Below are 26841 nucleotides of genomic sequence, written 5' to 3'. Positions count from 1 at the left end.
TCTGTTTTATATAAAATTTATACTAATTATTTACTTTGTTACTTTCAGACACGTCAAAAATCGTTATTAACATTCATTCCAATAATAATCTCCATAATAAATAAATCGCAAGCATTCATACAATAAATAAATGGAACTCATCAAAAAGGAAATTTAAAATTGAATAAAACGTATAGCATTATCTGGAGCGCCGTACGCAACATGTACGTTGTAGCTTCAGAATTAGCGCGCAGTGGATGCAGAATTAAAGCATCATCCGCCATTAACACAGTGAATGATTTAAATAGTAAAGCAACACGCAATGCTGCACTGTCTGGAATAAAAGCAATACCGACTCAGATAGCTTGCGCCGTCATCACTGCCTTGATTTTTGCCAGCCCGGCCGCGCAGGCAGGTACCGACACCTATAATACATTAAGCAACTATACCCTTGGTTATATTGATGAACTCTCTCATGACATGACCACAGATGGTTCACCAAACTCTCTTATTTACTCTGACCCATTAAAAGGCTCTGCACTATACGTCGCAGGTGATTATTCGAACAAAACATCTGTAACAGGAGACCACCTGACCATTGAAACAACAGGGGGATTAGACGGAAATAGTCTTGGTAACGCTATCTTTGTAGAAAATAATGCAACCCTTCAGCTAACCAATTCAAGCATTTTATCAACTGGCATCTATAGCTCAGCAATTACTGCTCAAGATGATGGACATATATCACTAACAAACAGCATAGTGAGCATTGACGGGAGCAATTACGGTACGATCATCGCGGATAAAAATTCCGATATTTCACTAACCAACACGACGGTAAATGCAACTGGAGATAACGATGTCGTTGCACAAAATACTAGCGCACTCACGGTTAATAGTGGAAGTACGATAACACTTGCAGAAGGTCAGGTACGCATCGTTAATATCGGCACGTTAAATATGTCCGATAGCACGGTAAGTTCCACAGGCATAGACAGTACCGTTTGGGGTTACAGAGAATCAACCCTGAAGCTGCAAAACTCAGCTATTACACATACCAATACCAAAGGGGCGGCAATTGAAGCCAGCAATGCCACAACGCTCGATATTACGGGCGATAAGGCTTCAATGGTGGTTCACTCTGCTGGTATCGGCGTTTATGGTATTGGCTCCGCCGTTAATATTGATGGCGCAACCATTAATGCAGAGAACGACGGTATTAAAATGACGAGCGTAGGCCAAAGCCCATTTTATGCCGATTTAACCTCTCTGAACGTAAAAAATGCCACAGTGACGTCAGACACTGCGGCATTACATGTCGACAGCAATACCAAAATCACATCCCCCATCACGCTGACAGACGTCACGCTGACGGGTCCAACCGCCATCATGCTGGACAGCAAAACCACCGTTGAAGCCACAGACTCTACACTTAACGGCGATGTTACGGCGGGAATGACATCTTCAACGCTGTCACTTAAAAATTCGACGCTAAATGGCAAAACAGATGCTGCTTTCGCCACACTATCGCTCGACGAAAACAGTCAGTGGAATCTGAACAACAAATCCTATCTTGGTACCCTAACCAGCAATGGAAAGATTGACCTGATCCAGAAGGAAGGTTCCACAGGGTCGATTTTGAACGTTGACAGTACCCTGACGTTGCAAGACCAGAGTCAATTGGCTATCACCATGGGTAACGCTTCCACAACACCGGTGATTAAAACCAGTAGTGCGACGCTGGCAGGCGATCTGACCGTCAATGCAACGGCGACATTTGCTCCTGTAGATTCCGACAAAAACTTTAGCTCATTTGTTCTCATCGATTCCAGCAGCGCAATTAACGGCGATTTTGACAGTCTGACACTCAATGTTGATACCCCTAGCCTTCCGGACTACCTCACGCTGAACGCGGGTATTGATGCGAAAGACAACACCAATTACGTTTTGAGTGAAGGATTAAGCTGGAATGCAGGCGCAAATTCTGCAAGGGAAGCCCATGGTACTTTCACTATTGCAGGCGATGACAGATTTGAAGTTGTGAGCGAACTGAGTGACGTCAATGCCACAACCAACTGGGACGGTGAAACACTGACCAAAGAAGGTGACGGTACACTGATACTGAGTAACGCCAACAACAATTATGGCGCGACTCAAATCAATGCCGGAACACTGGCCTCAAAAAATGCGGCAACGCTTGGCCACGGTGATGTAACAATTAGCCAGGGAGCAACTTTACAGCTTAGCGCCGGTACGCTGGATAACACACTTGTAGGTGAAGGCGTACTGAAAAAAGACGGTTCTGACAGCCTGACACTCACCGCTGATAGCAGCGATTACAGTGGTGACATCGTCATCGCTGGCGGTACGCTCATCGCTAATGAAACCAAATCGCTGGGAACAAGTAGCATTACCGATAACGGCGTACTTCAATTAGATTCAGGAACACTTAACAATCAGATCACGGGCACAGGCTCTCTGCTCAAAGACGGCAGTGGTTCGCTGGTAATGTCCAGTGACAACAGCTATAGCGGCGGCACGGTAATTAAAGATGGTGAAGTCACCGCAACCCATGTTAACGCACTCGGTAGTGGTGATGTTGATAACAGCGGTACGTTGTTACTAAATGCCGATGGTAAATTTGATATGGGAGGCGCACAGTTCGTCACTCATTCTGACGCAACAACAACGCTGGCTGCCGGTAGTACGCTAAATGTAAAAACATTCACACAGGAAACAGATAGCACTCTGAACATCGAGCTGGATGATTCAAGCAGTGAAGCTATTATCACCGCAGATGACGTTGCATTAGGGGGTTCACTCAATATCTCTGGTATCGGCAACATCAAAGACCCGTTAACCAATGATCCTTATACCTTTACGCTGATAGACGCGAATAATGATATCCAGGGTGATTTTGATGAACTCACCATTGCGGGTATGGATCAAAAATCGGTCGATTTCCTCACCGTTGACGGCAAAATCAACGAGAACGATCACAGCCAATATCTGCTGGCAACCTCCTTATCCTGGTATGCAGACCGCGATAATGCTGCAACTGATGCTCACGGAACCTTCACGCTAAGCGATCCTGACGGTAGCTTCACTCTCGGCACCGATCTTACTGATGTCAATGACACACTCAACGCATCAAGCACCACTGGCTGGGATGGTAAAACACTCACCAAAGAAGGCGGCGGTGAACTGATTCTTTCCGGTAATAACAGCTACAGCGGCGGCACTTTTATCAACGAAGGAACCCTTACCGCAACCAGTGAAAATGCGCTTGGCACGGGTCTGGTGGATAACAACTCCATTTTAGTTCTGGATACAGACGGTACGATAAACGCAACGGGGGGTATTACAACCCGAACCGATAGCACAACGGTACTGACCGCCGGAACGTCACTGAATCTTGGCCAGGGTAGTTTGATACAGGAAAGCGGTAGTACGCTCGATGTAGAACTTAACAGCAATTCAATCCAACCTTTAATTACGGGAAGCAATGCCGAGCTGGATGGTACGCTGCATGTGAATGATGTCACTCTGCAAGACCATGCCTCAGATAAAGACCTTAAGAGCTTTACTCTGATGGATATGGATAACGACATTAGTGGAAACTTTGCCCACCTGTCGATGAACATTATCGATAAACCCGACTACCTGACGGTAAGCGGAATGGTAAATCCTGACGACGCCTCACAGTACCTGCTTGCTGAAGATTTGAGTTGGAATGCAGGCGCAACCTCCGCGACAGCAGCGCATGGCAACTTTACCCTGGACTCCGGTAAAACCTTCGAAGTCACCAGCAGCCTGGCAGACCGGACCGGCAACAGCGACTGGGATGGTCAGTCATTAACCAAAATGGGCGCAGGAGAGATAATCCTTAGCGGTAATAACACTTATAGTGGCACAACCGACATCCAGGAAGGAACTCTTTGGTTAGCGGGAACAGGCACTATTGGTGCTGTAGGCAGCCAACAAACCGTGAATATTGCCGCTGGAGCAACCTTCGGTGGCAGCAATGAAGCCGTAGTAAATGGCAATGTCGATAACAAAGGGACGCTTAATTTTGGTGATAGCGAAGAAACGAACGCCACGTTTTTCATTAATGGCGATCTCACCAACTCCGGCACCCTTGTTAGCGGAAGCAGCACCTACTTACCGGGCAATACATTGCACGTTGAGGGTGATTACATCGGTAACGAGGGTAGCCTCTATCTGAACACTGAATTGGGTGACGACAGTTCCGCCACCGATAAATTAGTTGTCACTGGCGATACATCCGGAAACACCACGCTGTATATACATGGTATTGGCAACCAAGGCGCACAAACCACCACCGGTATTGAAGTTGTCGATATTGGAGGCGAGTCCAATGGTGTCTTTAAGCAAGGCAACCAGGTTCAAGCTGGCCTGTATGAGTACCGATTATATAAAAATGAAAGTAATGGCGACTGGTATCTCAGCTCCCAAACTATTGCGCCAGTTGACCCAGATGATGGTAGCGATGTGACGCCTGTCGACCCGGATGATGGTAGCGACGTGACGCCTGTCGACCCGGATGATAGTAGCGACGTGACGCCTGTCGATCCGGATGATGGTAGCGACGTGACGCCGATCAATCCTGACAACGGCGGCAACACTACGCCACAATATCGCGCTGATATCGGTGCTTACCTGGGCAACCAGTGGATGGCACGCAGCCTACAAATGCAAACGCTGGATGACCGCGAAGGCAGTCAGTACCGTAGCGCGGATGGCAGCGTTTGGGCACATTTCAAAGCGGGTCAATCCGACTCACAAGCAGTAAGCGGCAATCTTGATTTAGACAGCAACTACTCCGAGTTCCAGTTAGGTGGGGATATTCTGGCATGGGATAATGGTCAGCAAAGTCTGACCATTGGGGTGATGGCCAGCTATATCAACGCAGATACTGACAGTACAGGTAATCGCGGCGCAGATGGCAGCCAGTTCACCGCCAGCGGTAATGTTGATGGTTATAATCTCGGTGTGTATGCAACCTGGTTTGCCGATGCGCAAACCCACCGAGGTCTGTATATGGACAGTTGGTATCAGTACGGTATTTATAACAACAGCGTAGAAAACGGTGATGTCGGCTCCGAAGAGTATGATTCAACCGCCAATGCCATCTCACTGGAAACGGGTTACCGCTACGATATTTCCCTGAACAATGGTAATACCGTCAGCCTGACGCCACAGGCGCAAATTATCTGGCAGAACTATGATGCCGATAGCGTAACCGATAACAATGGCACCCGTATAGACGGTCAGAGCAGTGATAGCTGGACGACAAGAATGGGTCTTCGGGTTGACGGCAAGCTATATAAAGATAAATCGACTGTGATCCAGCCGTTTATGGAAGCAAACTGGCTACACACCAATGACGAAACCTCGGTGTCGTTTGACGGTACAGACGTGCAGCAGGATCTTCCGGCTAATAGAGCAGAGCTAAAAGTCGGTATTCAGGCAGATATAAACAAACAATGGAATGTTCGTGCTCAGATTAGCGGGCAGAAAGGCAGCAATGATTTCGGCGACATCAATGGTAGTCTGAATCTACGCTATAACTGGTAACATAAACCAACTGCCGGGTAGCGTCCTCCCTACCCGGCATTCTTCATCATGACCAAATTATTTCAGATAGCGGCTTTGGCTCGCCAATCAAATAGCCCTGTAAATAATCAATCCCCAGCGAAATCACCGCACTGCGTATTTCTTCGCTTTCGACGTACTCCGCAACCACCAGCATTCTTTTCATTCGCGCCAGATGGCAAATTGAGGCCACAATTTGGTAGTCGAGGCTGTTCGAAACGATATTGCGAATAAAGCTGCCATCAATTTTCAGGATATCGGCATTCACGTTCTTCAGCCGCGCATAGCTGGCATATCCGGTACCAAAATCGTCAATCGCAATCTGACAGCCCAATGATTGCAGCTGCAACAACGTTGTCTGTGCCTGTTCCGCATTGGTCAAGGCATTGCTTTCCGTTACTTCAAAGATAAGTTGCCATGCTTCAACCTTGTACTTATTCAGTAACTGGTTGATGTCATTAGGAAGTCTGGCACGACATACCGATGTGGGTGACAAATTAATAGCAAACCGGTGAGCGGGAATTTTTTCCCGATTCTGTGCCATAAATTTCAGCGTATTTTCAATCACCCACAGATCGATGCGGGATGCCAAACCAAACTCATGAGCTACCGGCAAGAAGCTATCAGGGGCGATAGTTTCACCGTCATCCCCCTCAAGCCGCAGCAGGATTTCGTGGTACACGTCGCCACGCACGCCAAAAATCGGCTGCGCCTTCAGGAAAAAGCGATTGTTCTCCAGCGCCTGCTGAATACGGTTCATCATCGCAACCTTATCTTTCAGGTCACGTTGCAGGTGCATCACGCCACGCCGCTGCAAATTCTCTGGCGAATTGGTTGCCAGCGATAACTCAGCAATAGTACTTAACTCCCCCAGCAACAAATAGATGTGGTTAACAGGAGAACGGACATAGCAAAAGCTGATCCCAACCTGCGGCTGTAAAGGCATGCCGTCCCAGATAAAACGAAACTGCTTGATATGCCTGTCCAGTGCTTCGATGCGTTCCTGGTGTTGCTCAGTGTTAAGACGCAGAATTAAATCATTACCCGATAATTGATAGACATACTCATCCTGTTCAAGCAGCGGTGTTATCCACTGAGCCAGTTTTTGCTTGTACTGGATACGCAGCATAATGCCGTAATTTTTCACCAGCAACTCCATGCCCGGAACCCCCAAAAAACAGAGCACTGACCATGGTGCTTTTTTCAAATCCCGGTTCAAAGCGCGCAAATTCGGAATATGCACCATGGGGTCAAAGAAGGCCAGACGATGGTTGCGCCGGGTAACAAACCGTTGACGTGTTGCCAGTACGGCAATGAAATTCACGATGAAGGAGAAAACCAGGTAACTCGACGAAGTAATGGCAAGCTGGGTATCGTAACCTGAATACCAGGGCATATAGCGCTGATAATAATGAATTGAGGTAATTAGTACTACAGACCATATCAGCGAAATAAATCTATAACCGTAACGCATTGCTCCCCAAAGCATGACAGGCAGCAACAGTGACAAGGTATAATTCGTGCTGAATATTGAGCTTTGCTCATTTAGCGGCATACACAGCATTGCCATAAGCACGGCCAATATAATCAGCCAGATCGCAAACTCTGTTTTAGTTACTTTGGTATCAAACTGCTGCTTTAATTGAGAAAAAAAACCTCTCACATGCAAGGGGTTGCGAATTGTTCGTATAATAAAATAGCACAGCGGTACACCTACAAGATTTCCAGCGAGTATGGCCTGATAGTTGATTAATGTGCCTGTGTTGAAGGGCATAACGCCCACCATGCCGGATTTGCTTTCATAAACGCCCACAAATGCAGCAAACTGGAAGAGTATCAGAAACAGCGTAGCCGGACAGAACACCTGCCAGAACATACGTTGAAACATCAGGTGGGAGTCCCCATGGGAAACATTGTTTCGTCGGGGTGAAAATACTTTATATCCCCCCCAGCTAAGCACTATTGTAACTATAAAGTGCGAAATTATAGAGAGTGTTTCAAATAGCCCAACCTGCGGGTATTTGTACCAGACAATGGAAATGATAATTCCTGGCAATGCCGCCCAGCCAAAAAAAAGCATCAGGCTAATCATCAGCGCTAACGGCAGGTAGAAAAGAATTACGGTCCCCGTACTAATATGGGCATAGGTGGTGGCAGTGCTCAATATAGGCAACAACAAAGATGGCAAGATGAGAGGTAACGCCCACCATCTGTCTCTAATACCAATATATTTTTTATTGAGTTTCATAGATGCTCAGTAGAATCCCACACATCCTGTAGGGGGTATTCAGACAGGCATCCCACCTGACTTCAAAACGATAAAGTAAAATACATCACAATGATTCATCGATTTTAGTTGGCAGCAAAGGATGGTGCTTGATACATATCAAAAAAAACGCCCCTCATTCATCAATTATTACGCTTTTCATTATTTTTTATCGTTAATACATTATTCATGCAAATAATAATATTAATTTCCATAACATAAGGAGATAAAACAACTGAAGCAATTTTACATAAGGAAGAATTGACCATTCCCTCTCAGTGTGCCTTAATGTGAGTATCGCCCTCAGTTGGGTACACTACAAGGAACCTTTTGTGAGCCAGGTTACCAGCCTACGCAAACGACACCGATTTAACAGTCGCATGATCCGGATCGTACTGCTTATCAGCTTTCTCTTCTTCTTCGGACGCTTCGTCTACTCCGCTATTGGTGCGTGGCATCACCACCAGGACAAAAAAGAATCTCAGCAGATCACTCAGCCGCAACAGACATCTCCTGCACAAACCGACGTACATTGATCGCTCGCGCCTGTGATATCCCCAGCATTAAGATTCCTTACCGGATGGCTAATCGTCTGACATTTAACCATCCGGTAAGGGATTTGAGTGACGAAACTTTACACACATCTCCCACCACTCTCGCTGAATTATCGGATAATCGACCGTATTTTTCGCACAAATACACAATCTTTTCATTCCACTTCACCGCACCATTCGCGCTGATTTTTACGTTCTGTTTTAACGAACATAAAAAAGACAAACAGTGCTCAAATAAACGCTAATTAATATCATCAGTAAATATCACTGACGAAAATATTTATATATTGCATGAAAATTAAATAGTTATTTGAATTGTTACCATTTTTAAATACTACAGGGTAATACCATGAGTGGTTTTTTATTATTCCCGAAAATAAGAAGCGGCCTTGAGTGGATCGCCGGGCACAGTGATGCTGTCATTCAATTCGGCTGGAATATCGTTGCCGCCGTAATCTTATTGTTTGTCGGTAAATTTATCGCTCGTCTGCTCTCTCGTGGGCTGGAAAAGTTACTACTTAAACGTAAAGTCGATAGAACCATCATTCAGTTCTTCACCGCGCTGGTACGTTACATCACCCTCGCCTTTTCCGTCGTCGCAGCGTTGGGCCGCGTCGGTATTGAAACATCCTCCATTATTGCCGTCATCGGTGCCGCCGGACTCGCTATTGGCCTCGCGCTACAAGGCTCACTTTCCAACTTTGCCGCTGGTGTATTACTGGTTTCCCTGCGGCCTTTTCGCGCAGGGGAAGTGGTACAGATTGGTGCTGTTACCGGAACAGTAGAAAAGGTGCACATCTTCTCCACCACCTTGCTCACCGCGGATAGCAAAGAAGTTGTGATTCCAAACGGTAAGATCATCGCTGACAACATCATTAACTATTCCCGTCACCCTTTCCGCCGTATCGATCTGGTGATTGGCGTGGGCTACCAGAGCCGAATAGCAGATGTTAAGCGCGTGATTAACCATATTATCGAGCAGGACAGCCGCATAGATAAGCAACGTGGGGTGACCGTTCGTCTGGGTGAACTGGGCGCTTCTGCGCTGAATTTTTACGTCCGCGTGTGGGTGCCAAACGTTGAATACTGGAACACCTATTACGATCTGCTGGAAAATATCAAAGAGGCGCTGGACGCCAACCACATCAGCCTGCCTTATCCGCAGATGGATGTGCATATTCAGAGTATCGCACCTCAGCAGCAGCCTCAGCTTCAACTGGTCGATTAGCGTACTATCCTGCAGAGCATGCGCCTGAAGTATTTACTGAAATGCGTGCAATAAAAAGCCCTCTGTAAATAGAGGGCTTTTTTTCATATTACCGGTTCAGAAACCGCTACCAAAAGGGATATTATTCCCACTCAATCGTCGCTGGCGGCTTACCGCTGATGTCATACACCACGCGGGAAATACCGTTCACTTCGTTGATGATGCGGTTGGATACGCGGCCTAAGAAGTCATACGGCAGGTGCGCCCAGTGCGCGGTCATAAAGTCGATGGTTTCAACAGCACGCAGGGAAACAACCCAATCGTACTTACGGCCATCGCCCATAACGCCAACGGAACGTACCGGCAGGAACACGGTGAACGCCTGGCTTACCTTGTTGTACAAGTCAGCTTTGTGCAGTTCTTCAATGAAGATAGCATCCGCGCGACGCAGCAGGTCGCAGTACTCTTTCTTCACTTCGCCAAGCACACGTACGCCCAGACCCGGTCCCGGGAACGGGTGACGGTACAGCATGTCGTACGGCAGGCCCAGCTCCAGACCAATCTTACGCACTTCGTCTTTGAACAGCTCACGCAGCGGCTCAACCAGCCCCATCTTCATCTCTTTCGGCAAACCGCCAACGTTGTGGTGAGATTTAATAACGTGCGCTTTACCGGTGGCAGAAGCCGCGGATTCGATCACGTCCGGGTAGATGGTGCCCTGCGCCAGCCACTTAACGTCTTCCAGCTTCAGCGCTTCTTCATCGAATACTTCCACGAATACGCGGCCGATGATTTTACGTTTAGCTTCTGGATCGTTCTCGCCTTTCAGCGCGTCCAGGAAACGCTTTTCGCCTTCCACATGAATGATGTTCAGGCCAAAGTGGTCGCCGAACATATCCATCACCTGCTGAGCTTCGTTGAGACGCAGCAGACCATTGTCAACGAACACGCAGGTCAGGTTTTTGCCGATAGCACGGTGCAGCAACATCGCGGTGACGGAGGAGTCAACGCCGCCGGACAGACCGAGGATAACTTTATCATTGCCAACCTGCTCGCGAATGCGGGCAACGGCGTCATCGATAATTTTTGCCGGCGTCCACAGCGCTTCACACTGGCAGATGTCGCGCACAAAGCGCTCCAGCATGCGCATGCCCTGACGGGTGTGGGTAACTTCCGGGTGGAACTGCACGCCGTAGAAGCGTTTTTCTTCGTGCGCCATGATAGCGAACGGGCAGTTGTCGGTGCTGGCAACGGTCACGAAACCTTCCGGAATCGCAGTCACTTTGTCGCCGTGGCTCATCCACACGTCCAGCAGCGGTTTGCCGTCTGCGGTCAGGGAGTCTTCAATACCGCGGACAAGCGCGCTGTCGGTCTGAACTTCAACCTGCGCATAGCCGAATTCACGTTCGTTAGAACCTTCAACATGACCACCGAGCTGCATTGCCATGGTCTGCATACCGTAGCACACGCCGAACACCGGCACGCCCGCATTGAAAACGTATTCCGGCGCACGCGGGCTGTTTTCTTCAGTGGTACTTTCCGGACCACCGGAAAGAATGATACCGCTTGGGTTGAATTCGCGAATTTGTGCTTCCGTAACATCCCATGCCCACAGTTCACAGTAGACGCCCAGTTCACGTACGCGACGTGCAACCAGCTGAGTGTACTGTGAGCCGAAATCGAGGATGAGAATGCGATGTTTATGAATATTGTCTGTCATTGACGCTAATTCCGAGGCAAGTGAAACAAATTCGCCCGGCATATAGCCGGGCGCGGAAACTTATCAGGAGCCCATGCGGTAGTTAGGGGACTCTTTGGTGATGGTCACATCGTGAACGTGACTTTCCTGAATACCCGCACCGCTGATGCGTACAAACTCTGCTTTCGTTCGCAGCGCGTCGATAGTACCACAGCCGGTCAGACCCATACAGGAGCGCAGGCCGCCCATCTGCTGGTGAATGATCTCTTTCAGGCGACCTTTATAGGCAACGCGACCTTCGATACCTTCCGGGACCAGTTTGTCAGCGGCATTATCGCTCTGGAAGTAACGGTCAGAAGACCCTTTGGACATCGCGCCCAGAGAACCCATACCGCGGTAAGATTTGTAAGAACGGCCCTGGTACAGTTCGATTTCGCCCGGGGATTCTTCAGTACCCGCCAGCATGGAGCCAACCATCACTGCGGCAGCACCAGCAGCAATCGCTTTAGCGATGTCGCCGGAGAAACGAATACCGCCATCGGCGATAACCGGAATACCGGTGCCTTCCAGCGCTTCAACGGCATCAGAAACGGCGGTGATCTGCGGAACACCGACGCCGGTAACGATACGGGTAGTACAGATGGAGCCAGGGCCGATACCCACTTTAACAGCGCTGCAGCCGGCTTCAGCCAGCGCGCGAGCACCTGCGCCCGTAGCAACGTTACCGCCGATGATCTGCAGGTCAGGATATTTAGCACGCGTTTCACGAATACGCTGCAGAACGCCTTCAGAGTGGCCGTGAGAGGAGTCAATCAGCAGGACGTCTACGCCAGCGGCAACCAGCGCGTCAACACGCTCTTCGTTACCTGCGCCAGCACCGACAGCTGCACCAACGCGCAGACGACCATGCTCGTCTTTACAGGCGTTAGGTTTACGTTCTGCTTTCTGGAAATCTTTAACGGTGATCATACCGAGCAGATGGAAGCTGTCATCAACAACCAGCGCTTTCTCAACGCGTTTTTCGTGCATTTTGGCAAAAACAACATCACGCGCTTCGCCTTCACGAACGGTCACCAGACGCTCTTTCGGGGTCATGTAGACGCTAACCGGCTGATTCAGGTCAGTCACAAAACGCACGTCACGACCAGTGATGATGCCGACCAGTTCATTATCTTCTGTCACCACCGGGTAGCCTGCAAAGCCGTTACGTTCGGTCAGTTCTTTCACTTCGCGCAGAGTAGTGGTTGGCAGTACGGTCTGTGGGTCAGTTACCACACCAGATTCGTGTTTCTTCACGCGGCGAACTTCTTCAGCCTGGCGCTCGATAGACATGTTTTTGTGGATAAAACCGATGCCGCCTTCCTGGGCCAGGGCAATCGCCAGGCGCGCTTCCGTCACGGTGTCCATTGCTGCGGAGAGCATAGGAATGTTCAGGCGAATGGTTTTCGTCAACTGCGTGCTGAGGTCAGCAGTATTCGGCAGAACGGTAGAATGAGCGGGAACGAGGAGGACGTCGTCAAACGTCAGGGCTTCTTTTGCGATACGTAGCATGGGCAATATCTCACCTGGGAGGTTATTAAATATTGCCGCGGCATTATACAGAGCGTAACCGATTGCATCCACACTTTTTTGCAAAAAAACCTTGCGCTCCTCTGTGAGCATGTTACTTTCGACTGAATAACTTGCTGATTTAGAATTTGATCCCGCTCACATGTTATCCTCTCAAACCACCTCAATTTTTACCGTAAGCCGCCTAAATCAGACGGTTCGTTTGCTGCTTGAGCAGGAAATGGGACAAGTTTGGATCAGCGGTGAAATCTCGAATTTCACTCAGCCGTCCTCCGGTCACTGGTATTTTACGCTCAAAGATGACACCGCCCAGGTACGCTGCGCGATGTTTCGCAACAGCAATCGTCGGGTAACGTTCCGCCCACAGCACGGTCAGCAGGTTCTGGTACGCGCCAACATTACGTTGTACGAACCGCGCGGCGACTACCAGATTATTGTTGAGAGCATGCAGCCAGCTGGCGAAGGCTTGTTGCAGCAAAAATATGAGCAACTCAAAACCAAACTGCAGGCTGAAGGGTTATTCGATCAGCAATACAAGCAACCGCTACCTTCACCAGCCCACTGCGTTGGGGTCATTACCTCGAAAACCGGGGCTGCGCTGCACGATATTCTCAACGTTCTGAAGCGTCGTGACCCATCCCTGCCCGTTATTATCTACCCGACCGCGGTCCAGGGCGACGATGCGCCAGGACAAATCGTTCGCGCCATTGAGCTGGCGAATGCGCGGGGCGAGTGCGATGTGCTTATCGTCGGGCGCGGCGGTGGTTCTCTGGAAGATTTGTGGAGTTTTAACGACGAACGCGTAGCGCGGGCAATCTTTGCCAGCCGCATTCCGGTAGTAAGCGCCGTCGGCCACGAAACAGATGTCACGATTGCCGATTTTATTGCAGATTTACGAGCGCCTACGCCATCAGCTGCGGCGGAAATTGTCAGCCGCAATCAACTGGAACTGCTGCGTCAAATTCAGCATGGCCAGCAGCGTCTGGAAATGGCGATGGACTATTACATCGCCAACCGTACTCGTCGATTTACCCAGCTTCATCACCGTTTGCAACAGCAACATCCGCAACTGCGTCTGGCCCGTCAGCAGACCGTGCTGGAGCGACTGCGCCAGCGGATGAATTTCGCACTTGAGAATAAGATTAAGCAGGCCAATCAGCGCCAACAGCGCGTAAGCCAACGCCTGAGCCAACAAAACCCACAGCCGCGCATTTATCGGGCGCAAACCCGTATTCAGCAACTGGAGTACCGTCTGGCAGAGAATATCCGCGCGCGTTTAAGTGCACAGCGAGAACGCTTCGGTAATGTGGTGACGCATCTTGAAGCGGTGAGTCCTCTCTCTACACTCGCTCGTGGTTATAGCGTCACTACCGCGACGGACGGCAAAGTGCTAAAGCAGACGAAACAGGTAAAAACCGGGGATGTGCTCACTACCCGCCTGTCAGACGGTTGGGTAGAGAGCGAAGTGAAAGGCGTAACGGCGGCAAAGAAAACGCGTAAAAAAAAGCCAGATTAAACCGGCACAAATTCCACACGTTTCTTCGAAATCAGACCATGACCATTATGACAGAAGTAATCCACCGCTCCGCAGGCTTTTAACACCTGGAGCGGCTGATGGCACTCCGGACAGCGCGCTTCTAACGGAATATCTTTTTTACAGTTTTCACAGTGTGCCACACCGTTTTGTGGTTCCAGTTCTGCGTGACAATCCGGGCAGGTCATCGACATGGTGACTCCTTTAAATAGCGTTCAATTCTGCGCTAATTTTACCATGATACGCCTAGTGTGAACCACGCAACTGTTGCTGTAGGGTCAGTAATCGTTCGACCTCCTCCAGCCTGCGCTGCGTCGTGCGACTCACCTCCTGCGGGCTGCGCTCAAACAGACTTTGCGCCCCCAGAATATGTTCCGCCAGACAATGGGCATAAATCGTACCTGGCAGACACCAGCGTTGCACAACATCACCGTCAATCAATTCGAGCACATCCTCGGCACCCCACCGGTCGTAATTGATGATGCGCCCATCACGCAGATAAAGGCGCAGACCTTTTTGTCCACCAGCCGGCCCCGCGTATTTATTCAACCAGATATCCAGCGGTATACCGCTAATCAGTCCTTGCAGATGCGCCTCTCCTTCAGCCGTGTTCAGGTCCCCCTGGATGATGTTATGTCCCAGACGGTCTTTAGCGCTCTTCACCTGCAAGGTCATGCTGTCATTACCGCCCAGGTAACGCACCGTTTCACGCAGCATAGCCAGTACATGTGTGCCAATGTCCAGAATCACGCCATCCGGGTGGCGAAGCTCACGCGTGTCCGGCTCACCGGTGGCAAAGTTGAGCGCGATAGGCTCTCCTGAAGCGTTATACCCGCTCGGTTCCTGCAAAAAACCGTCGATTTTAACAACGTCTGAAAAGTGAGAAACCAGTGCCTGTTGTGGGCTATCGCCCAGCCACTGTGCACCGAGCTTTCCCAGTGCCAGCTGCATTGCGCCATTGCGCGCCATCCAGTGGTCTAGTGCCAGTACACGGTCAGCGACGCCGGGTTGAACCAGCAACGTTTTCAGTTTTTCAATTTGGGAAAGCGTGGCGACAATCGGTTTTTCGACCACGATACGTGCGATGGGAGCGGCCAGCGCCTGCTCAAGCACATCGAGATGATGCAGTGATGCGGTGGTGATAAATAAGGTATCAAGCGGTGTTGCAAGAAGTTCAGCGAGCGATGCACAGCATGTCACATCAGCAGGTTGCTTTGCGGGCTGCACGTCAAATCCCACACAGCACAGGGAATCACCGAACATGTGACGTAATGCGGGCAAGTATGCTGTTTCAACAACTGCGCCAAGCCCAACAAACCCTAACAGCATGTTCTCACCTCATAAATTGAATGGCCGGGACATCACGTCTGCCCCGGCACAATCGAGGTGTTATCAGGCGCTGGTTACCGGTTTAGTTTGCGTATTCTCCAGCATGCGACGAATCGGCACAATGAGGACGATCAGTACCGCAGCGCAGATCAGCAACGCAATCGAGCAGCGAGCGAAGAGATCCGGCAGCATATCCAGTTGGTCGGCCTTCACATGACCACCAATCAGACCTGCGGCCAGGTTACCCAGCGCACTGGCGCAGAACCACAGGCCCATCATCTGCCCGCGCATTCTTTCCGGGGCCAGCAGCGTCATGGTCGCCAGACCGATCGGGCTCAGGCACAGCTCACCAAGCGTCAGCATCAGGATGCTGCCCACCAGCCAGAATGGAGAAACGCCAGCACCGCCGTTACTGAGAACGTTTTGCGCAGCCAGCATCATCAGACCAAAGCCTGCAGCGGCACAGAGAATACCGATAACGAACTTGGTGATGCTGCTCGGGCGAATGTTCATGCTCGCCAGCTTCGGCCACGCCCAGCTGAATACTGGTGCCAGCAGAATGATAAACAGCGCGTTTATCGACTGGAACCACACTGCCGGGATTTCAAAATCACCGATCATACGGTTAGTGTAGTCGTTAGCGAACAGGTTGAACGAGGTTGGTTTCTGCTCAAACGCGGACCAGAAGAACGCGGCGGAAACCAGCAGGATAAAGCAGACCAGCAGTCTGGCGCGCTCTTTACGGTTCAGACCGGCAAAGATGAACAGGTAGATAAAATAGAGCGCGACGGAAGCGGCAATCACGTACACCAGCATACTGGCAACCGCGACCGGATTAATCACAATCACGCCCTGCGCAATCAGCGTAACGATAACGGCTACGCCGACGGCCAGCGCCAGCAGCCACGCGCCCACACCGTTACGTTTCACTACTGGGCTGTTCCAGGTAGAGTCCAGACCTACTTCGCTGTCATAGCGTTTCATCGATGGAACGGCAAATACGCGGAAGATGATTAACGCCACCAGCATCCCGATACCGCCAATGCCAAAGCCCCAGTGCCAACCGTGGGATTTAATCAGCCAGCCGGAGATCAACGGCGCGATAAACGACCCCATATTGATGCCCATGTAGAACAGCGAGAAACCGCCGTCGCGACGCGCATCGCCTTTTTTATACAGCGTGCCAACCATCACTGAGATACAGGTCTTAAACAGACCGGACCCGAGCACGATAAACATCAGGCCGATAAAGAACAGGTTGTTCCCCATAATGGCCGAGATCGCAATCGACAGGTGACCGAGCGCAATCAAAATGGAACCGTACCACACCGCTTTCTGTTGGCCGAGCCAGTTATCTGCCAGCCAACCACCCGGCAGTGCGGCAAGGTACATCGTACCGGCAAAGATCCCCACAATGGCCGAGGCGTTTTCACGCGCCAGTCCCATGCCGCCGTCATAAACAGTAGCAGCCATAAACAGGATCAGTAACGGGCGAATGCCGTAAAACGAAAAACGCTCCCACATCTCCGTGAAGAACAGCGAGCCGAGCGGATAAGGATGACCGAAGAAAGTTCGGCTTTCTTTTTGATTAACAGAGGATTGCATAATTCTCCCGAAAGTTATGTCGTCGTGCGTGTAAACACCGCGATGTACGCCAGCCAGTTACGTATCTGACCGATTTTTTACATGCGGCGAAAAATTATTTAACCATTTGATAACCTAAGGCTAGTTTTGTCTAGTACCAGCCCCCGGACTTTAAGATGAAAACTCGACAAATGTCTACTTTCTTAGATTTAAACTTGGCAAAAAACGAATAGTGATTGACATCGCACGGGCTGAGGTTGGCGTTGGAATAACGAAAAAAAACCCGCGACAAGCGCGGGTTTTCATCTGCATCAGCGACGATTACTTGCTTTTTTTGATGTGCTTAATCAAACGCTTACGTTTACGCATCTGAGTCGGAGTCAGCGTATTGCGTTTGTTTGCAAACGGGTTTTCCCCTTCTTTGAACTGAATACGGATCGGCGTCCCCATTACGTTCAGAGATTTGCGGAAATAGTTCATCAGATAGCGCTTGTAGGAATCCGGCAGGTCTTTGACCTGGTTGCCGTGAATCACCACGATTGGCGGGTTATAACCACCGGCATGGGCATATTTCAGCTTCACACGACGACCACGCACCAGCGGTGGCTGATGATCTTCTACTGCCATGGTCATGATGCGCGTCAGCATTGCGGTACTCACACGACGTGTAGAGCTATCGTATGCTTCACGGACCGATTCAAACAGATTGCCCACGCCGCTACCGTGCAGCGCCGAGATAAAGTGTACGCGCGCAAAATCAATAAAGCCCAAACGGAAGTCCAGCGTCTCTTTGACCTGCTCTTTTACTTCCTGCGTCAGGCCATCCCACTTGTTCACAACGATAACAAGTGAGCGCCCACTATTGAGGATAAAGCCCAGCAGCGACAGGTCCTGATCGGAAATCCCTTCACGCGCGTCAATCACCAGCATCACCACGTTGGCATCTTCAATTGCCTGCAGCGTTTTGATTACTGAGAATTTTTCTACCGCTTCGGTAATTTTGCCGCGCTTACGCACGCCCGCGGTATCGATGAGCACATATTCGCGCTCATCGCGCTGCATCGGAATATAAATACTGTCACGCGTGGTTCCCGGCATGTCGTAAACCACCACGCGGTCTTCGCCGAGAATACGGTTAGTAAGTGTGGACTTACCTACGTTCGGACGACCAACAATCGCCAGTTTGATCGGCAGGTCCTGCGGGTTGAAATCGTCTTCAGGCTCTTCTTCGCCGTTTTCTTTGGCTTCCAGCTGCGCCCAGTATTCCGCGTCTTCATCCACTTCTTCCTGAGGAGCAACGTCATCCATCCACGGCAGCAGAACATGCTCCAGCAGGCTGAGGACGCCACGACCATGGGACGCCGCGATCGGATAAATTTCACCCAGACCCAGCGAGTAGAAATCAACAACCGCCTGATCAGGATCGAGTCCGTCAGTTTTGTTAGCGACCAGGAACGTCGGTTTCTGGCGCGAACGCAGATGTTTCGCAATAGCTTCATCCGCAGGCATCAGGCCTGCACGCGCGTCCACCATGAACAGCACAACGTCTGCTTCTTCGATAGCCAGCAGCGACTGTTCTGCCATACGGGTTTCAACGCCGTCTTCGGTGCCATCAATACCGCCGGTATCAATACAGATAAACTCACGGCCTTCAATTTCCGCACGACCGTACTTACGGTCACGAGTCAGACCCGGGAAATCCGCAACCAGCGCATCTCGGGTGCGAGTTAGACGGTTAAATAACGTGGATTTGCCAACGTTAGGGCGCCCGACAAGCGCGACCACAGGTACCATGTTTAAAGCCTCATTTAAAAAATCATCAGACAACGGGCACATTTTTGCCCCGTTGTTAAAAACAGTAAAACGGCCCCTGCACCAGGAGCCGTTTTTCAAAGCGAGCGGCCGCGACGATTAACGCGTAATAGAGTACAGCGTACCGTCTTTCGCCTGGATCAGCAGTTTACCATCAGCAGAGACCGGCTCGGTCAGGAAACCTGAGCTGTCGACTTTCTGTTGGGCAACAAAACGACCATCGTCAACGTTAATCCAGTGCAGATAGCCTTCGCTATCACCGACGACCAGATTGCCATTATACAATACCGGGGACGTCAGCAGACGGTGCAGCAGATCGCTTTGCGTCCACAGCGTCACGCCGCCATCGGTGGTCAGCGCCAGCACGCGGTCGTTCTGGTCAACCAGGTAGATACGGTTACCATCAACGATGAAATCATTCACCGAGCCTAGTTCGCGTTTCCACATAATCTGACCGCTGCGCAGATCCAGCGCCGTCAGGTTACCATTATAAGCCAGCGCGTAAACAACGCCATTGACGATAACCGGCGTGGTATCAACGTCGCTCAGACGATCGATTTCCGTTGGGCCTGTCGCCTGAGAGATACGCTGCTGCCAAATCATCTGGCCTTGCTGCATCAGCACGGCGCTCACGCGACCGTTATCACCGCCGACAATAGCTGCGCCAAAGGCGGTTGCCGGAGCGGATTCACCACGCAGAGACAGAGAAGGCATGTCGAGGTTAACGGTCCATTTGATGGCGCCGTCTGCTTCGTTTAATGCCTGCAACTGGCCGTTGCTGGTGTGGATCAATACTACGCCATCGCTCACAACAGGACGAGACAGCGCTTCACCGGCGACTTTCGTCTGCCATGCGGTGGTACCGTCGCTGGTATTCAACGCATAAACCTGTGCTTTTTCACTGCCAATGTAAACATGTCCGCCGGACACGGTTACACCGCCAGAAAGCTGTGCAGATGCACGGGAGAACCAGCCGTCTTTCTCACCCAGATTAACAGACCAGACTTCTTTGCCGTCGTCCGCATTCAACGCCTTAACGACACCGGCGCGATCGGCTGCATAGACAACGTTATCCGCCAGCGCAGGATGAAGATTGGAATAGAAATCACCAATACCGTTACCTACGGAGGTGCTCCAGTCCGTAGACGGAGTAAACTGGTTCTCAACCACCGGTAATGGGGACATCTTAACGACATCTTCTTCGCCACTAAACAGTGAACAGCCGCTCAATAGGGTAACGGAAAGCAGCCCTGGCAGAAGTAATTTACGCAATTGCATCGGGTCCCTCTCAGATGGACAAATTATTGATTTTCATCTGCATCATTTCGCTCAGAGCAGGAGAGGCATCGCTTTTCACACCCGCTTCCCATGCGCTACGCGCACCTTGTTTGTCGCCTTTGCTCAGCAACGCTTCACCACGCAGATCGGCAACAATGGCCGTCCACCCTTCACCCTTAATGGTGTCGAGCGTTTTCAGTGCGGTATCGGCTTGTTTAAGCTGAACCTGAACACGCGCCAGACGCAGGTTAATCACCGCTTTGAGATTTTCATCGCTGGTCGCAGCCAAGCCCTGTTGCAGCTGAGTTGCGGCTTTCTCAAGTTCATTTTGGTCAACAAACTGCTGCGCCAGTTCCAGTGAAGCCAGCGCGCCATAGGTATTTTTATTCTCTGCAGCAAATTTCTCTGCAGCAGGAATGCTGTCCGGTTTACCCGCGCTAACCGCAGACACCGTATTTTGATACGCCAGAGAAGCAGAGCGTGCGGACTCCGTCTGATGGCTGGTCCAGTAACGCCAACCAACCAGCGCGCCAACCCCTAAAATGATCCCAACAGCCAGCGCTTTGCCGTTTTCAGCAAAGAAGCGTTTTACCGCATCAACCTGGTCGTGTTCGTTCTCGTAAATTTCCACGCTGTCCTTCTCCTTAGCCCAGTAGAGTGCGCAAATGCGCGGCAACGCTATCCTGCGCTACTGCCGTTTGCTCACCAGAGCGCAAATCCTTCACTACAACAGTACCGTCAGCCACTTCGGACTCGCCCAGTACCAGTGCAACGCGGGCGCCCCACTTATCGGCGCGGGCAAACTGTTTCTTAAAGTTGCCGCCGCCGTGGTTTGTCATCAGTTTCACCCCAGGAACGTCATCGCGCAGACGTTCTGCAAGCGTCATTGCCGCCGACTGCGTGTCCGCCCCTGAAGCAACCAGGTATATATCGACAACAGGATCTGCGTTAAATTCCGGATTAACTGCCTGAACTAACAAAACAAGTCGTTCCAGCCCCATAGCAAAGCCCACGGCAGGCGTTGCACGACCGCCAAGTTGCTCTACCAGACCGTCGTAACGACCACCGGCACACACGGTACCCTGAGAGCCCAGGCTGCTGGTGACCCACTCAAATACGGTGCGGTTGTAGTAATCAAGACCACGAACCAGACGCTGATTGACGGTGTAGGCAATGCCTGCGGACTCCAGCAGTTTGCACAAGCCTGCGAAGTGCTCGCGAGAGTCGTCATCAAGATAGTCGCCCAGCGCAGGCGCGTCGTTGAGCAGCGCCTGTACTTCCGGGTTTTTGGAGTCGAGAACGCGCAGCGGGTTGGTGTACATACGACGCTTGCAGTCTTCGTCCAGTTTCTCTTTGTGCAGTTCCAGGTAGGCGACCAGCGCATCACGGTAGTTAGCGCGGGCTTCAAGTGAACCGATTGAGTTCAGCTCAAGGCTGACATGCTGAGAAATACCCAGCGCGCGCCACCAGCGAGCGGTCAGCATAATCAGTTCCGCATCGATATCCGGGCCTTGCAGGCCAAACACTTCGACACCCAGCTGATGGAATTGACGATAGCGTCCTTTCTGCGGACGTTCGTGGCGGAACATCGGCCCGATATACCACAGACGCTGTTCCTGATTGTACAGGAGACCATGTTCGATGCCGGCGCGTACGCAGCCCGCAGTCCCTTCAGGACGCAACGTCAGGCTGTCGCCATTACGGTCCTCAAAGGTATACATCTCTTTTTCAACCACGTCGGTGACTTCACCGATCGCGCGTTTGAATAACGGGGTCTGCTCTACAATCGGCAAGCGGATTTCACTGTAACCGTAGCTACCGAGCACGTTTTTGAGAGTGCCTTCAATGCGCTGCCAGATGGCGGTTTCGCCAGGCAGATAATCGTTCATGCCGCGAATGGCTTGAATGTTTTTTGCCACGTTTATTCTCTTTATGAATATAAAAATGAACCCTCAGCGCTAACCCGAACAATGCGGGCGCCATGCGGGTTCAATCATACACGGGAAGCACGCCGCTTCCCATCACGTTGTTATTTTTCAAGCTGCTGCACGTCGATACGACGCGCTTCGTCCAGAATACTCGCTTTAGCGCGGATGCGGGCTTCAAGCTGCGTAATCATGTCGTCGTTATCGAGTCTGTCCTTACGCACGCCGTCTTCATACAGGCCACTTTTCTTGTTACCGCCCGTCACGCCCAGCGTAGAAACCAGCGCTTCACCAGGACCGTTTACCACGCAGCCGATGATCGAAACGTCCATTGGCGTAATGATATCTTCCAGGCGTTGCTCCAGTGCGTTAACCGTACCAATAACGTCAAACTCCTGACGCGAACAGGTTGGGCAAGCGATGAAGTTGATCCCGCGCGCGCGAATGCGCAGCGATTTCAGGATATCAAAACCAACTTTGATCTCTTCCACCGGATCGGCTGCCAGAGAAACACGTAGCGTATCGCCGATCCCTTCAGATAACAGCAGGCCAAGGCCAATCGCGGACTTCACCGAACCACTACGCAGGCCACCGGCTTCGGTGATCCCCAGATGCAGCGGTTGATCGATCTGTTTCGCCAGCAGGCGATAGGATTCTACGGCGAGGAACACGTCAGACGCTTTAACACTGACTTTGAATTGATCGAAGTTCAGACGATCGAGGTGATCTACGTGGCGCATAGCGGATTCCAGCAGCGCCTGCGGCGTTGGTTCACCGTATTTTTCCTGCAGATCTTTTTCCAGCGATCCGGCGTTAACGCCGATACGGATAGGAATATTTTTATCACGAGCGCAATCCACCACCATGCGAATACGCTCTTCACTGCCGATATTACCTGGGTTAATACGCAGGCAATCAACACCGTATTCCGCCACCTTCAGCGCGATACGATAGTCGAAGTGAATATCGGCAACCAGCGGGACGTTAACCTGCTGTTTGATAAGCTTGAACGCTTCTGCGGCATCCATTGTCGGTACAGAGACACGAACAATGTCTGCGCCTACGCGTTCCAGCGCTTTAATCTGATTAACCGTCGCTTCCACATCCGTGGTGCGGGTATTGGTCATAGACTGTACGGCGATGGGCGCACCATCGCCGATCGGCACGTTCCCAACGTAAATGCGTGTCGATTTTCTACGTTGAATTGGAGCCTGGTTATGCATTAAAAAATCTCCCGCATTGCCGTCTGTTACTGAGCCGGTGATTGTTCGGCATTAACGGTCAGACGCGCAACCTGGTTAGTTCTGATAAAACGACTCAGATCGACAGGTTTACCCTGGAACTGAATCTGCACTGCCGCCGGGGCGCCAATTTTCAGTTTGTACGGCGCTTGACCGGTCAGGTTTAGATTGCCGTCTTTACGCTGCATCCCGCTGAACAGTTTTTTACCGGTTGCATCGGTTACTTCCAGCCAGCAATCGGCGGTAAAGTTCATCACCAGCGCGTTAGGATCGGCTGCAGGTGTAGTCACACCTGCCTGATCGGTCGGCAGAGGAGCCGCAGTAGCTGGCGCTGTTGGCGCTGTAGTTGCGGTATCGACGTTAGCCTGAGAAGGTGCCACAACGGCGTTCTGCTGCGCATCCGCGGCGGGTGCCGGGGTCGCTGCAACGTCTGACGTTGGCGCCGCGTCCGCTACCGCACCATCGTCAGGAGCCGGAGGGGTATCCTGCCCCGCTGCGGCGCTGGTATCTAACGGTACGTTCTGCGCACCCTCTTTACCGGCATTCAGCTCAGCAGAGGATTGATCGGCCATGGTGGTGATCTCTTCCTGCTGTGCTTTATGGTTCTGCCACCACCAGGCGCCTGTCAGTCCGACAACGACAAACAGTACAAGCCAGGTAAAGGTCATTAACCAGCCGTCGCGTTTCTTACGACGCTTACCGAGCGAGAAGCTCTGCATCGGTGCGACTTTAGCTGGTCGAATCGGAGCCTGTTTTTCCAGCCCTGGCAACAGTTCTTCTTCAGGAATATGCACCAGACGCGCATAAGAACGGATATACCCACGCAGGAATGTTGAAGCAAGATCGGCTGGCGCCTTATCTTCTTCAATATCGCGTACTGTGGAGACCTTCAGGCAAAGTCGCTCCGCGACTGCCTGCTGGCTGAATCCGAGTTGTTCACGGGCATTGCGCAGACGAACGCCGGTGGATAGTGTTTCATTTTTGTCGTGCGTGGCTTCAGTATTCATTCGCTACAGCTGCGTAAATTTGGGTTCTGATGCCGGCGAGCCACAATGCTCACCCACACCGCGAAACATCTGGTCAGTTAACCTTCGTCAGACAGTATAAAACGGTCAGACTATCAATGACAAAACGGCGTAAACCTGAGGGCTAAACACTTGTTACGCCGTTACATACTGCCTTAAAGTCGACAAAAACGCACCGTTATTATTGACCTGACGACGACAACAAAAAACCTCATATGGCTTACGTTGCACTACGGTACAGGAATTATACCGTAGTGCGCCAACATCAAACGGTCTTAATGTCGATAGCGTCGCCCTGCATACGCTTACGCAGAGTACGCTTGGTACGGTCGATAACGTCGCCCGCCAGCTGACCACAGGCTGCATCGATGTCATCGCCACGTGTTTTACGCACAATGGTGGTGAAACCATAGCTCATCAACACTTTGGAGAAACGATCGATACGGCTGTTAGAACTACGGCCATACGGCGCGCCCGGGAACGGGTTCCACGGGATCAGGTTGATCTTACACGGCGTATCTTTCAGCAGTTCTGCCAGCTGATGCGCGTGTTCAGTACCATCATTGATGTGATCTAACATCACATACTCAATGGTTACACGCCCCTGGTTAGCGTTGGATTTCTCCAGATAACGACGAACCGCGCCAAGGAATGTTTCGATATTGTACTTCTTGTTGATCGGTACAATTTCGTCACGAATTTCATCGTTCGGCGCATGTAGAGAAATCGCCAGCGCGACGTCAATCATATCACCCAGTTTATCCAGCGCAGGAACAACGCCTGAGGTGGAGAGCGTGACGCGACGCTTGGACAGCCCAAAACCGAAGTCATCGAGCATGATTTCCATCGCCGGAACCACGTTGGTCAGGTTGAGCAGCGGCTCGCCCATCCCCATCATCACCACGTTGGTAATAGGACGCACGCCCGTAGCCTTCACCGCACCGACGATCTTCGCCGCGCGCCAGACCTGACCAATGATCTCCGATACCCGCAGGTTACGGTTAAAGCCCTGTTGCGCCGTAGAGCAGAATTTACACTCTAACGCACAACCGACCTGTGAAGAAACACACAGGGTTGCGCGATCGTCTTCCGGGATATACACGGTTTCGACACGCTGATCGCCAACCGCGATGGCCCATTTGATCGTACCGTCAGAAGAACGCTGCTCTTCCACCACTTCCGGAGCGCGAATTTCAGCCACTTCTTTCAGCTTGTTACGCAGCACCTTATTGATGTCAGTCATGTCATCAAAGTTGTCGCTGCAATAGTGGTACATCCACTTCATGACCTGATCGGCACGAAACGGTTTTTCGCCCATCTCTTTGAAGAATTCGCGCATTTGCTGACGGTTCAGATCCAGCAGGTTAATTTTTCCATTTTTATTTGGAACCGCAGGAATGACGACTTCAGAGGTGTTAACTAATTCAGACATAATTTTTTCCGGCCTCGTTGTTACACGTTGTGGCCCGTGGAGGGTTAAAAAGAAACGCCCCGGCAAGCGATCTGCTCTTCCGGGGCGTTGCATTGTACAAAGTCTGGCGCAGGGATGCCACGTTTGCACGAAGCATTAGCGAAAATAATATGTAAATCGCTAATTCATCTCCAGAGGATTTCGCGTCGCAGGAAGGCGGCAAGTTCGAGCATCCCCGGAAGCATAGAAAACTATGTGACCGGGGTAAACGAACGCTGCCAACGCATCTGCGACGTGAAAGACGCAGGAGATTAGCGAGTACGCGGGCAAACCTCACCTTCACCAAAGAAATAGGCGATTTCGCGCGCCGCTGACTCAACGGAGTCGGAACCGTGAGTACCGTTCTCGGTGAAGCTGTCAGCATAATCTGCACGCAGAGTACCGGCCAGCGCATTCGCCGGGTTGGTTGCGCCCAGCAGATCGCGATGACGCTGTACGGCATTTTCGCTTTCCAGAACAGAAACAACGATCGGACCGGAGGTCATGAATTCAACCAGACCGTCAAAGAACGGTTTGCCATCGTGCTCAGCATAGAAGCCACGCGCCTGCTCAACGGTCAGGTGCAGCATTTTAGTGCCGACAATTTTGAACCCTGCTGCTTCAAAGCGCGCAAAGATGCTCCCAATAACGTTTTTTGCCACCGCGTTTGGTTTAATGATGGAAAAAGTACGTTCAATAGCCATGATAACCTCTGTAATGTGTTCTGTTGTTGTCTATATAGATGTACGACCTGGCGCGGATTATAAAGAGCA

General features: G+C 51.0%; 18 protein-coding genes. 4 read left to right on the top strand and 14 right to left on the bottom strand.

Annotated features, from left to right (window positions below; translation table 11 throughout):
• The first annotated feature begins 159 nt into the window (after positions 1 to 159).
• Complete coding sequence (locus tag BZK41_RS21590) at positions 160 to 5577, top strand: autotransporter outer membrane beta-barrel domain-containing protein (protein WP_079939519.1); 5418 nt, start codon at positions 160 to 162, stop codon at positions 5575 to 5577.
• A gap of 46 nt (positions 5578 to 5623) precedes the next feature.
• Here BZK41_RS21590 and BZK41_RS21585 read toward each other — a convergent pair whose 3' ends face one another.
• The gene (locus tag BZK41_RS21585; protein ID WP_079939518.1) at positions 5624 to 7843 is read right to left on the bottom strand and encodes a sensor domain-containing phosphodiesterase; all 2220 of its coding nucleotides are present in this window, start codon (positions 7841 to 7843) and stop codon (positions 5624 to 5626) included.
• 350 nt (positions 7844 to 8193) lie between these two features.
• On the opposite strand from BZK41_RS21585, the gene BZK41_RS21580 reads away from it, so the two are divergent.
• Together BZK41_RS21580 and mscS are read left to right on the top strand one after the other, a co-directional pair.
• Positions 8194 to 8397 (top strand): YfgG family protein, encoded by a 204-nt coding sequence (locus BZK41_RS21580; RefSeq protein ID WP_079939517.1) that lies wholly within the window; start codon positions 8194 to 8196, stop codon positions 8395 to 8397.
• A 367-nt stretch (positions 8398 to 8764) separates the two neighbouring features.
• Positions 8765 to 9643 (top strand): small-conductance mechanosensitive channel MscS, encoded by an 879-nt coding sequence (gene mscS, locus BZK41_RS21575; RefSeq protein WP_079939516.1) that lies wholly within the window; start codon positions 8765 to 8767, stop codon positions 9641 to 9643.
• 121 nt (positions 9644 to 9764) lie between these two features.
• On the opposite strand, the gene guaA is transcribed toward mscS, so the two are convergent.
• Both guaA and guaB read right to left on the bottom strand, forming a co-directional pair.
• The gene (guaA, locus tag BZK41_RS21570) at positions 9765 to 11342 is read right to left on the bottom strand and encodes a glutamine-hydrolyzing GMP synthase (RefSeq protein ID WP_079939521.1); all 1578 of its coding nucleotides are present in this window, start codon (positions 11340 to 11342) and stop codon (positions 9765 to 9767) included.
• A gap of 63 nt (positions 11343 to 11405) precedes the next feature.
• Positions 11406 to 12872 (bottom strand): IMP dehydrogenase, encoded by a 1467-nt coding sequence (gene guaB / locus BZK41_RS21565; RefSeq protein ID WP_003037756.1) that lies wholly within the window; start codon positions 12870 to 12872, stop codon positions 11406 to 11408.
• A 160-nt stretch (positions 12873 to 13032) separates the two neighbouring features.
• Here guaB and xseA point away from each other — a divergent pair, with 160 nt between their 5' ends.
• Complete coding sequence (xseA, locus tag BZK41_RS21560) at positions 13033 to 14406, top strand: exodeoxyribonuclease VII large subunit (protein WP_079939515.1); 1374 nt, start codon at positions 13033 to 13035, stop codon at positions 14404 to 14406.
• Here the strand turns inward: xseA and BZK41_RS21555 are convergent.
• The 11 genes from BZK41_RS21555 to ndk all read right to left on the bottom strand — a co-directional run bounded on the left by BZK41_RS21555 (position 14403) and on the right by ndk (position 26772).
• Positions 14403 to 14618 carry a zinc ribbon domain-containing protein gene (locus tag BZK41_RS21555; RefSeq protein WP_079939514.1) on the bottom strand — a complete coding sequence of 72 codons (216 nt, stop codon included), beginning with the start codon at positions 14616 to 14618 and terminating at the stop codon, positions 14403 to 14405. The two genes, xseA and BZK41_RS21555, sit on opposite strands and share 4 nt — an antisense overlap.
• Positions 14619 to 14670: 52 nt before the next feature.
• Entirely contained in the window at positions 14671 to 15753 is a 1083-nt protein-coding gene (locus tag BZK41_RS21550; protein WP_079939513.1) for a Gfo/Idh/MocA family oxidoreductase, read from the bottom strand.
• 63 nt (positions 15754 to 15816) lie between these two features.
• Positions 15817 to 17358: a peptide MFS transporter gene (locus BZK41_RS21545; RefSeq protein ID WP_079939512.1), complete on the bottom strand. Its 1542-nt coding sequence runs from the start codon at positions 17356 to 17358 to the stop codon at positions 15817 to 15819.
• 300 nt (positions 17359 to 17658) lie between these two features.
• Positions 17659 to 19131 carry a ribosome biogenesis GTPase Der gene (gene der, locus BZK41_RS21540; protein ID WP_079939511.1) on the bottom strand — a complete coding sequence of 491 codons (1473 nt, stop codon included), beginning with the start codon at positions 19129 to 19131 and terminating at the stop codon, positions 17659 to 17661.
• 117 nt (positions 19132 to 19248) lie between these two features.
• Positions 19249 to 20427 carry an outer membrane protein assembly factor BamB gene (bamB, locus tag BZK41_RS21535; protein ID WP_016153997.1) on the bottom strand — a complete coding sequence of 393 codons (1179 nt, stop codon included), beginning with the start codon at positions 20425 to 20427 and terminating at the stop codon, positions 19249 to 19251.
• A 10-nt stretch (positions 20428 to 20437) separates the two neighbouring features.
• Positions 20438 to 21058 (bottom strand): YfgM family protein, encoded by a 621-nt coding sequence (locus tag BZK41_RS21530; RefSeq protein WP_079939510.1) that lies wholly within the window; start codon positions 21056 to 21058, stop codon positions 20438 to 20440.
• Positions 21059 to 21071: 13 nt separating this feature from the next.
• A complete protein-coding gene (gene hisS, locus BZK41_RS21525; RefSeq protein ID WP_079939509.1) occupies positions 21072 to 22346 on the bottom strand; it encodes a histidine--tRNA ligase in 1275 nt (424 codons plus the stop codon).
• A 110-nt stretch (positions 22347 to 22456) separates the two neighbouring features.
• The gene (gene ispG, locus BZK41_RS21520) at positions 22457 to 23575 is read right to left on the bottom strand and encodes a flavodoxin-dependent (E)-4-hydroxy-3-methylbut-2-enyl-diphosphate synthase (protein ID WP_003037720.1); all 1119 of its coding nucleotides are present in this window, start codon (positions 23573 to 23575) and stop codon (positions 22457 to 22459) included.
• A gap of 26 nt (positions 23576 to 23601) precedes the next feature.
• Positions 23602 to 24600: a cytoskeleton protein RodZ gene (gene rodZ / locus BZK41_RS21515; RefSeq protein ID WP_079939508.1), complete on the bottom strand. Its 999-nt coding sequence runs from the start codon at positions 24598 to 24600 to the stop codon at positions 23602 to 23604.
• A 283-nt stretch (positions 24601 to 24883) separates the two neighbouring features.
• The gene (locus tag BZK41_RS21510; protein ID WP_003037713.1) at positions 24884 to 26050 is read right to left on the bottom strand and encodes a bifunctional tRNA (adenosine(37)-C2)-methyltransferase TrmG/ribosomal RNA large subunit methyltransferase RlmN; all 1167 of its coding nucleotides are present in this window, start codon (positions 26048 to 26050) and stop codon (positions 24884 to 24886) included.
• Positions 26051 to 26340: 290 nt separating this feature from the next.
• Positions 26341 to 26772, bottom strand: coding sequence for a nucleoside-diphosphate kinase (ndk, locus tag BZK41_RS21505; protein WP_003037710.1), 432 nt, complete (start codon positions 26770 to 26772; stop codon positions 26341 to 26343).
• Positions 26773 to 26841 lie beyond the last annotated feature (69 nt).

This window comes from Citrobacter sp. A316 (genome assembly GCF_002042945.1).
GTDB lineage: Bacteria > Pseudomonadota > Gammaproteobacteria > Enterobacterales > Enterobacteriaceae > Citrobacter > Citrobacter portucalensis.
Note: the sequence above shows the minus strand (reverse complement) of the source record. Positions and strands in the feature narration are given on the sequence as shown.